This is a genomic window from Caballeronia humi (genome assembly GCF_001544475.1).
GTDB classification, from domain to species: domain Bacteria; phylum Pseudomonadota; class Gammaproteobacteria; order Burkholderiales; family Burkholderiaceae; genus Caballeronia; species Caballeronia humi.
In genome coordinates, this window is the sequence record NZ_FCNW02000107.1 from 1 (window position 1) to 7,291 (window position 7,291).

The window sequence follows — 7,291 nt, forward strand, 5'->3', positions numbered from 1 at the left end:
GCGCTCGGGGTCGAGATGCCAAGCTGCTGCACGACGGACTCGATTGTTTCGCCGGCCATGAGCATTTCGCCGGCACGAATTCGACGTGCAACGCTCGGTAAATGTTTTTTTGGAGTCGACATATCAGGTCAGACCGCCCTGCCTACCACGACTGCGCGTAGGCGGTGCTCTGCGCGATACGCACCGGCACGCCGAGCGGCGTGCGTCAGACTCAAGTATCCGCCCGCAAGTCCGGAACCGCGAAGCGGCTGTCTACGCCCTGTGGCGAGGCAGCGGACTGGTGCACTTGGGGATAATCGATGCGACTTGCATTGCGGGTCGGGCGTGCTACAACGTAAGAGGTCTCCCTCGCGTCACCCCGACGTGATGGATTGTGCCCGCCGGGTAAGCGCTGCGGCGGGCTTTCTTTGCCCCTTGACCTTCGCTGCCCAGATTCCAGTTGCCTTACCTCCTTTGGTTGTTATCCCCATTGGCGTAACCGTGAGAGCGTTTGAAAGCATTCCACGCGTCTTTCGGGCGGTGGGTGCCTAGTCTGGCAAACCATTCCGCACGCTCCTCCTCGGAGAGCGATTTCCACCACTCCATCCCTCTGTGTAAATCCTCGGTTAGCTGAAGCTCTGGCTCCCTAAAATCACCACGCCTGCGAGAACGCTTAAAGGCATCCCAAGCGTCTGCCGGGCGCGTGGTTCCTACCTTTGCGAACCACTCCGAACGTTCAGCCTCCGAGAGCGACTCCCACCACTTCGTTCCCCTGTCGATATCGTCCAGGCGAATCTCCGAATACATAGGCCCTCCAGTTTTCTGCGAGGTGTACAAAAGCAAGACAGATATTTTGTCAAAAATGTTTGGCAGAGAACCTAGGGGAAATACTGGCTGCAACCTGACCGTAAGCCACGGGTTTTGAATCTGCTTTGTATCTGAGCGAGGCAAGGCCGGGCCGCGTCAGGCTCAAGTGTGTGCAAGTCCGGAACCGCGTCGCGGCTGTGCATAGGCCGGGTTTATCGGCCTGTGTGCGGCGGACTTGTGCCCACGGGAATAGCTACTAAAATAAATATGCGTCCTGCGTGGGGTCACGAAGGGCGCAGGCAGCAACAGTATCCCCAGTTGACGCCCGCCCTTATCCGGCGGGTTTCTTTATGCCTGTTCCCACTTATTCCGCACTTGGCTCCCGATAGTGGCTATCCTAGGGCTGCGCCTGCTTGGGGGCGTTCTGCTTGGTTTTGACTTGGTGCCCGCTTCGGCGGGTATTTTTTGCACGGTAGAGGTCCGGTGGCATCCCGATTTGATCCCGTTCCTATTTGGTCTGCGGAAGAATTCACCACGTACAAGCTCAAGCACGCAGCCGCCCTCCGCTCGATCTATTCATGGCGTTTGTTCGAGTGCCTGATGTCTTGGGACGGTCTAAGCCGGTGGACGCCGACAATCGAAGAATTCCAGAACGCGATAGACGCCAAGCCGAACCAGCGCGCTCACTTCAAAGAACTCCGACGCCGCGTCATTGAACCCGCCGTAGAGGAACTGCGAGAAGCACGGCCTGCTTGTAGGTGGGCGCCTGTTAAGGGAGAAGGCATGAACGATAACGAGGACAAGGCCGTAATCCTGCGTATCTATCGCCTCCCGAGCGGCTTATGGGGCGGGCGGCGGGTTGTCGGGGACAACGACATTGGCGAGCTAGGGGCCTTTCCTTCTATGATGGAAGTAGAGGACGCCGCCGGCGAAACAGGTCTTTACCCCGATTTACATCGAGATAGAGAGGGACTGGACTGTGGTTCGGCCGCACCATCCTGCGCGCCGTTCGCGGTTCCTCCACCTGCCTGTCGAACGTTGGCTTCGCGGCAACGCGGCCCACTTCATCATCGTGAATGCACGACTACACCGCTTCGCTATCTGTCTCCCTGTCGGTGAGGCAGCAAATCACGGCCGCCGGGCGGCACTTTCGCTGCATGCCCGCCGCTCGACCTATGCGGCGGCAAATGCGCTGCCTATCGCCTCGTTAAGCAGCACCACGTCGACGGGCTTCGTGAAGTGGAAGTCGAATCCGGCCTGAGCAGTACGCGCCCGGTCCTGAGGCTGCCCCCACCCGGTTATGGCGATGACGGTGACATCCTTGGTCGACGGCGTTTTCCGAATCTGCCGAGCGACGTCAATTCCGCTCATGCCAGGCAAGCCTAGGTCGAGCAGGATTACCTCGGGGCTGTAGTGGCTGAGTATGTCGACGGCTTCCTCGCCCGAGTAGACCGTGCGCACCTCGTGCCCCTCCAGTTCGAGCAGCGCCGTCAATGCGTCGGCCGCATCGACATTGTCGTCAACAACCAAGATCCGGTGCTTCCTGGTCGTCAAGGAAGCCGCGGGAGTCTCTCGTATCACAATCGGTGATGGCAATACCTTGCAGTGCGTCGGAAGATGGATCGCGAAGCAACTTCCTTTATCTTTTCCGGCGCTTGACGCGGTAATCTGACCACCGTGCAACTCGATGAGCGACTTCGACAGGGCAAGGCCGATGCCCAGGCCGCCCTGGCGGTGGTGGTCTCGATTAACTTGCGAGAACATCGAAAAGATGGCCGATAACGTGTCGGGTTCGATCCCGATCCCGTTGTCAGTGATGGAAAGTACGATTTCCGGTTCATCGGCTCTCGCGCTCAATCCAATGTGCCCGCCTGGTGGCGTGTACTTCGCTGCGTTCGTCAGGAGATTGGCCAGCACCTGCGCCAGTCGGAGCCGATCGACGTCGATATGCACCGGTCGGGCCGGAAGATCGAGGACCAACTCGTGGCCCTTGCCTTCCAGTGTTGGCCTTGCTATCTCGACGGCGTCATCGACCACGTCACGGAGGGCCACGGCCCCCTTGCGCAATGTCAGCGCGCCGCGCGTGATGCGTGAAACATCGAGCAGGTCGTCCAGTAGGAGCGCCATGGCGGCGGACTGGCGACGCAGCACGTTAATGCACCAACGCCTGCGTTCGTCTGTCACGCCGGCTTGTTCGAGTATCTCTGCAACTTGTCTAATCGGCGCAAGCGGATTGCGCAGTTCATGTGCGAGCGTGGCGAGAAACTCATCTTTGCGGCGGTCGGCATTCGATAGCGCCTGTTCTGCCTGCACGCGCGGCGTGATATCGCCAAACCACGCGACTATCGAACCTTCCAGCGAGGCAGCGACCACATGAAACCAACGTTCACCGTTGTCTCCTTCGACGCGCACGTCAAAGGCGTCACGGCCTCCCCCACTAGCGAGCGGCGCCAGGCGGTCGAATAGGACATCAGCGTCCCATCCTGCCGGACGTAGATACGAAGTCGAACTCCCGATCACGACCGCCGCGGGTTGACTAAATAGCTGCGCGGCCGCCGCGTTGAGGTAGTCCCATCGAAGTTCGGCGACCTTGCCGTCGCGCACGACTGGCGTCAAGATGCAGAACGGCACCCCAGCGCTGTTCAACGCCACATCAAAACGGTGCCGTGCGTCGCGCTCTACTCGGAGCAGGCGCGCGGCCGCATCGTGAGCAGCAGCTTCCGCCATTCCTGCGCGTTTCGCGACCTTCGCCAATTGATGTCCGGCGGCAACCAGTAACCCGCCGACGACCAGAAAGGCGAAAAGGACAATCTGGTCTTCACGTCCATTCACCGGGAGCTTGCCAATAGGCTCCATCCATAGCGAGCCGAATGCAACACCGCACCCGAGAAGCAAGGCTCCTGACAATGCGCCGAATAACAATGTGACGAGTGGAAGCGAGGCGCCAATGAGAAGAAAGGTCAGCCGCCCATGAGCGAACATTGTCAGTGCCTGCTGCGCGAGAAGCACGGCGGCGATAGAGGCGATACCCAGTAAAAGGCGCCTTTTGCCTGAATACTGCGCTATGCGAACAATCATTGCAGGGCTTCTGCTCCGTACCTAGATAAGGGACTGGCTGCATTTTACATTCCTCCGACATTTCAAATGCGAATCGATCCCTTTGTCTGCGCCGTCGGCCCAGGGAGCGCAAGTTAGCTAGACTCGAAAGCACAAAATCGACTGGACTCCCTGCAAAGCGCGGAAATGAAGGCGCACCGCCCGGCCGAGCCCGCACGGCAACGTGCTGATAAGGCTTGTTGCTGAAGGAGGGCTAGAGGCGCTTGCCGGAGCTAAACAGCGGTCGGTGAGACGGAACCATCTGACGCCTGTCGACGGTTTCCGACGTTCGATCGCCAGTTCGAGTTCGCCGAGGCCAGTCAAAAGCAGCGAGGTGGCGGTAAGATCGAATTACCCGGTTGCCTAAAGCAACCGTCGACGTGTCGATCGGACGGCCGCTTGCTGGGGTGGAGCGGGCCTACGAATGGCCACCCTGGGCGCTTGATGAATGGCGCCTCCTGGCCGCTCCCGGCCTGACATCGTTTCACGGCCGCGGGACCCGACCATTCTTTGACCAATCGAGCGTGGGAAGGCTTCAGCGATCCTCATGGCGACTCCCCAGTCGTGAACGCACGGCATTCGCCGGCCCAAGGCACCGGTTTGCGCACGACTCATGTTGCAGAGCGTGCAAGGCGCAGTCGCTCGCCAGGAGCCAAACACCGAACGCGGGCGCGAGACGCGCCGACGTGGACGTTATCCAAGGTGCCCACTCGGCGAGGCTTTGCGTCGACTTGCCGGATCTTCGGAAGGACCGGGTAGATCGAAGCAGGCGAGCATCGCGCCCGGGCCGGGATAGACTGCGTGGCAGCCCGCATCGCGCAGACGCGCCTCGGTGAAACCGCCCGACAGGAAGCCGATGCAGCCCATTCCCGCCGCGCGCGCGGCCTGCGCATCGTAAGGACTGTCGCCGATAGCAACCGCGTCGGCGCCTGCGACGTCTAGCTTTTTCAGCACGGCATTGAAGATATCAGGCGACGGCTTGGACGCTTCGGCGTCATCGGACGAAGTCGAGGCATCGAGAAGATCGGTGATGCCCGCAAGGTCGAGATATACGTTGAGCTCCTGTTTCTTCGCGGATGACGCCACGGCTACTTTCATGCCCGCTTCACGAACTCGCACGATCAGCTCTGGAACGCACGAGAACGGGCGAACCATTGGCAGATAGTGCGATCGGAAGTGGTCGCCGCGCCATTTCTCAAGCGCTTCGCCGTGATCCTGCTGCTCGGCGTCCGAGAGAAATACCGGGATCAGCTTGTCGCCTCCCTTGCCGATCTGACTGCGCACCTGCTCGAACGTCACCTCATGGCCGAAGTGAGCGAACGCCTCCTGCCAGGCGCGAGCGTGGAGATCAACCGAGTCCACCAGCGTTCCGTCGACATCGAAAATTGCAGCTCTTAGCACGGGGCATCGCCTCCTGTCGTACGGTGATTATTTCCGTGGCTGAGCCGACGCGCCGCTTTCTGCGCCGGATGCGGATGCCTCAATCTTGCTCCCACCCACGCTCATGCTGTCATTGCCGGCGTCGTGCGCCTTCCTGTGGTTTTCAATGCCGAAGGTAGCGGCGCCATCAGCAAACACTCTACCGAAGAATCGTTTCCCTTTCTCCCCTTGCGCCTGCGGTCCCGACGCAAAATGGAATGGCCGCTTGCCGTTGCCGAGCCGCCGTCTGAACGGCCAGAAAATGCTCTGCGCGATTGACCGTTCCTGGCTGGGTCTTGCCTATTGGGTATCCGCAGGACACCACCCTCCAAGTCAGCCCCGTTTCGCAAAATCTCACCCTCCGCTACGAGCCAATTATCTCGGCGGAGTGGCAACTTCGTGTCGACAGCAACCCGCATTTGTAAGGTCGCTGGACGCGGGTTGTTGCGTCATGGCAAAACGCCTATAATGAGTGGGCATTTTGCCGATATGGAGCCTCGATGGAAACCATCGCTTTTATACCGACCGGCGCCGGAGATCCGCGCCGCACGGAGTTCGCGTTTCTCGAACACCTGTTGGCAAGCCGCATTCGCGGCGACGCTGACCTTGCCGACCTGGCTCATGAACGGGTCGACGTCGACGTGATTGATCGACTCAGTGCGCAAGGCCTCAAGGCAGACGAGTTGACCTTCATTATCCCGCGGCGCACGCTGACGCACCGTCGACAGCAGCATGAACGACTTTCGACGGAGGAATCCGACCGTGCCATTCGCCTGGCCAGAATTATCGCGCAGGCGCATGCGGCATTCGGTGGCAACGACAAGGCGATGCGTTGGTTGCGCAATCCACAAAATCGCTTCGCTGGTCGCAGCGCTCTTGTGATGGCGGGTACGGAACAGGGCGCCCGCTTGGTCGAGGAGGCGCTTGTACAGATCGACGAAGGGTATTTCGCCTGATGGTGCTCTGGCGGATCAGTAAATTCGCCGATCTGAAAGGAGTAGGCGGGCTGCGCGCCCCCGGGCGCTGGCATACCACGGGACGACCAGTCGTTTATCTGGCTGAGCATCCCGCCGGCGCGCTTCTGGAAACGCTCGTTCATCAGGAGATCGGCTCGGCCGCTGACCTGCCCGACACCTACCGATTGTTGCGCGTGGAGGTCGGTGAGCGAGTCAAGATCGCCGAGTTGGGAGAGGGCGCACTGCCCGAAGACTGGCGCCAAAATCCGTCCTGGACACAGGCTTCTGGCAGCGAATGGCTTCAGGGAGGCGCCACCGCGTTACTCAAGTTGCCCAGCGCTATCTTGCCCTTCGCATTCAATTACATTCTGAACCCGTTACACGACGACGCGACCGATATCAGCGTAAGCACGGTCATCGATGTGCGTCATGACCCGCGGATCCTGCGCCTGTTGACACGAGCTTAGTTCGGTAGGGCTATGCTGCGGTTCGTCTACACGCGGGCTATGCCGGCGTACTCCGCGAGGGAGCGATCGCGGCGCGGCCCCCAATTGACTTGGCAACACACAGCGCCATTTTTTCCTGACTCAGGCATGCTCATGGTGGGCCGTTGTCCGGGCGGAGCCGACGTTCGAACGTCCGCATGAAAGCGTGAGCCAACGTCCGTAGGTGGCCGGGCTCGGAGATTCACTGCGCGAACGTTCGAGCGATCGTCGCTTCACAGCAAGCGGCAGCGCGCGACCCTGAGCCGTCTATCAGACTCGAGGTACCCCAGTGACCGCTTCCAAAGTACAGCCGCCGATCTCCGCACCGAAACAGTTGGTGAATTGCCGGACCACAGCAGCGGTAGCGAAGGGCGGATCATAAGAAAGCTCGTCGCGTCTGCCGAGGTGCCAGTCACCGACCAACTTCGTAGCCATCCCGCCTCGAAAGCCCAGACTTTGATTCGTCAAACGAGACGCTCGTTCTTCGTCAAGGCCATCGCCCGGTTGAAATCGATCAATCCGGAAGACCGAGCGGCAGATTCAGAGCGG

5 protein-coding genes are annotated in these 7,291 nt (G+C 60.2%); 3 read left to right on the forward strand and 2 right to left on the reverse strand.

The window, feature by feature from the left end; all coding sequences use genetic code 11:
- Window positions 1–1,269 precede the first annotated feature (1,269 nt).
- The gene (locus tag AWB65_RS33655; RefSeq protein WP_235008044.1) at window positions 1,270–1,905 is read left to right on the forward strand and encodes a replication initiation protein; all 636 of its coding nucleotides are present in this window, start codon (window positions 1,270–1,272) and stop codon (window positions 1,903–1,905) included.
- A gap of 54 nt (window positions 1,906–1,959) precedes the next feature.
- On the opposite strand, the gene AWB65_RS33660 is transcribed toward AWB65_RS33655, so the two are convergent.
- Both AWB65_RS33660 and AWB65_RS33665 read right to left on the reverse strand, forming a co-directional pair.
- Window positions 1,960–3,864 carry a hybrid sensor histidine kinase/response regulator gene (locus tag AWB65_RS33660; RefSeq protein WP_087671121.1) on the reverse strand — a complete coding sequence of 635 codons (1,905 nt, stop codon included), beginning with the start codon at window positions 3,862–3,864 and terminating at the stop codon, window positions 1,960–1,962.
- A 711-nt stretch (window positions 3,865–4,575) separates the two neighbouring features.
- On the reverse strand, window positions 4,576–5,283 hold the full coding sequence (locus tag AWB65_RS33665; protein ID WP_087671122.1) for an HAD family hydrolase: 708 nt from the start codon (window positions 5,281–5,283) through the stop codon (window positions 4,576–4,578).
- A gap of 518 nt (window positions 5,284–5,801) precedes the next feature.
- Between AWB65_RS33665 and AWB65_RS33670 the strand changes: the two genes are divergently transcribed.
- Window positions 5,802–6,257 (forward strand): Xre family toxin-antitoxin system antitoxin, encoded by a 456-nt coding sequence (locus AWB65_RS33670; protein ID WP_062644709.1) that lies wholly within the window; start codon window positions 5,802–5,804, stop codon window positions 6,255–6,257.
- Window positions 6,254–6,724, forward strand: a complete 471-nt coding sequence (locus tag AWB65_RS33675) for an RES family NAD+ phosphorylase (protein ID WP_087671123.1) — start codon at window positions 6,254–6,256, stop codon at window positions 6,722–6,724. Before AWB65_RS33670 ends, AWB65_RS33675 begins: the two co-directional genes overlap by 4 nt.
- The last annotated feature ends 567 nt before the right edge of the window (window positions 6,725–7,291 follow it).

Bases quoted from the DNA above. Each gene is read 5' to 3' on its own strand.
- AWB65_RS33660 (WP_087671121.1), bottom strand. From the start codon at position 3,864: ATGATTGTTCGCATAGCGCAGTATTCAGGCAAAAGGCGCCTTTTACTG.
- AWB65_RS33670 (WP_062644709.1), top strand. From the start codon at position 5,802: ATGGAAACCATCGCTTTTATACCGACCGGCGCCGGAGATCCGCGCCGC.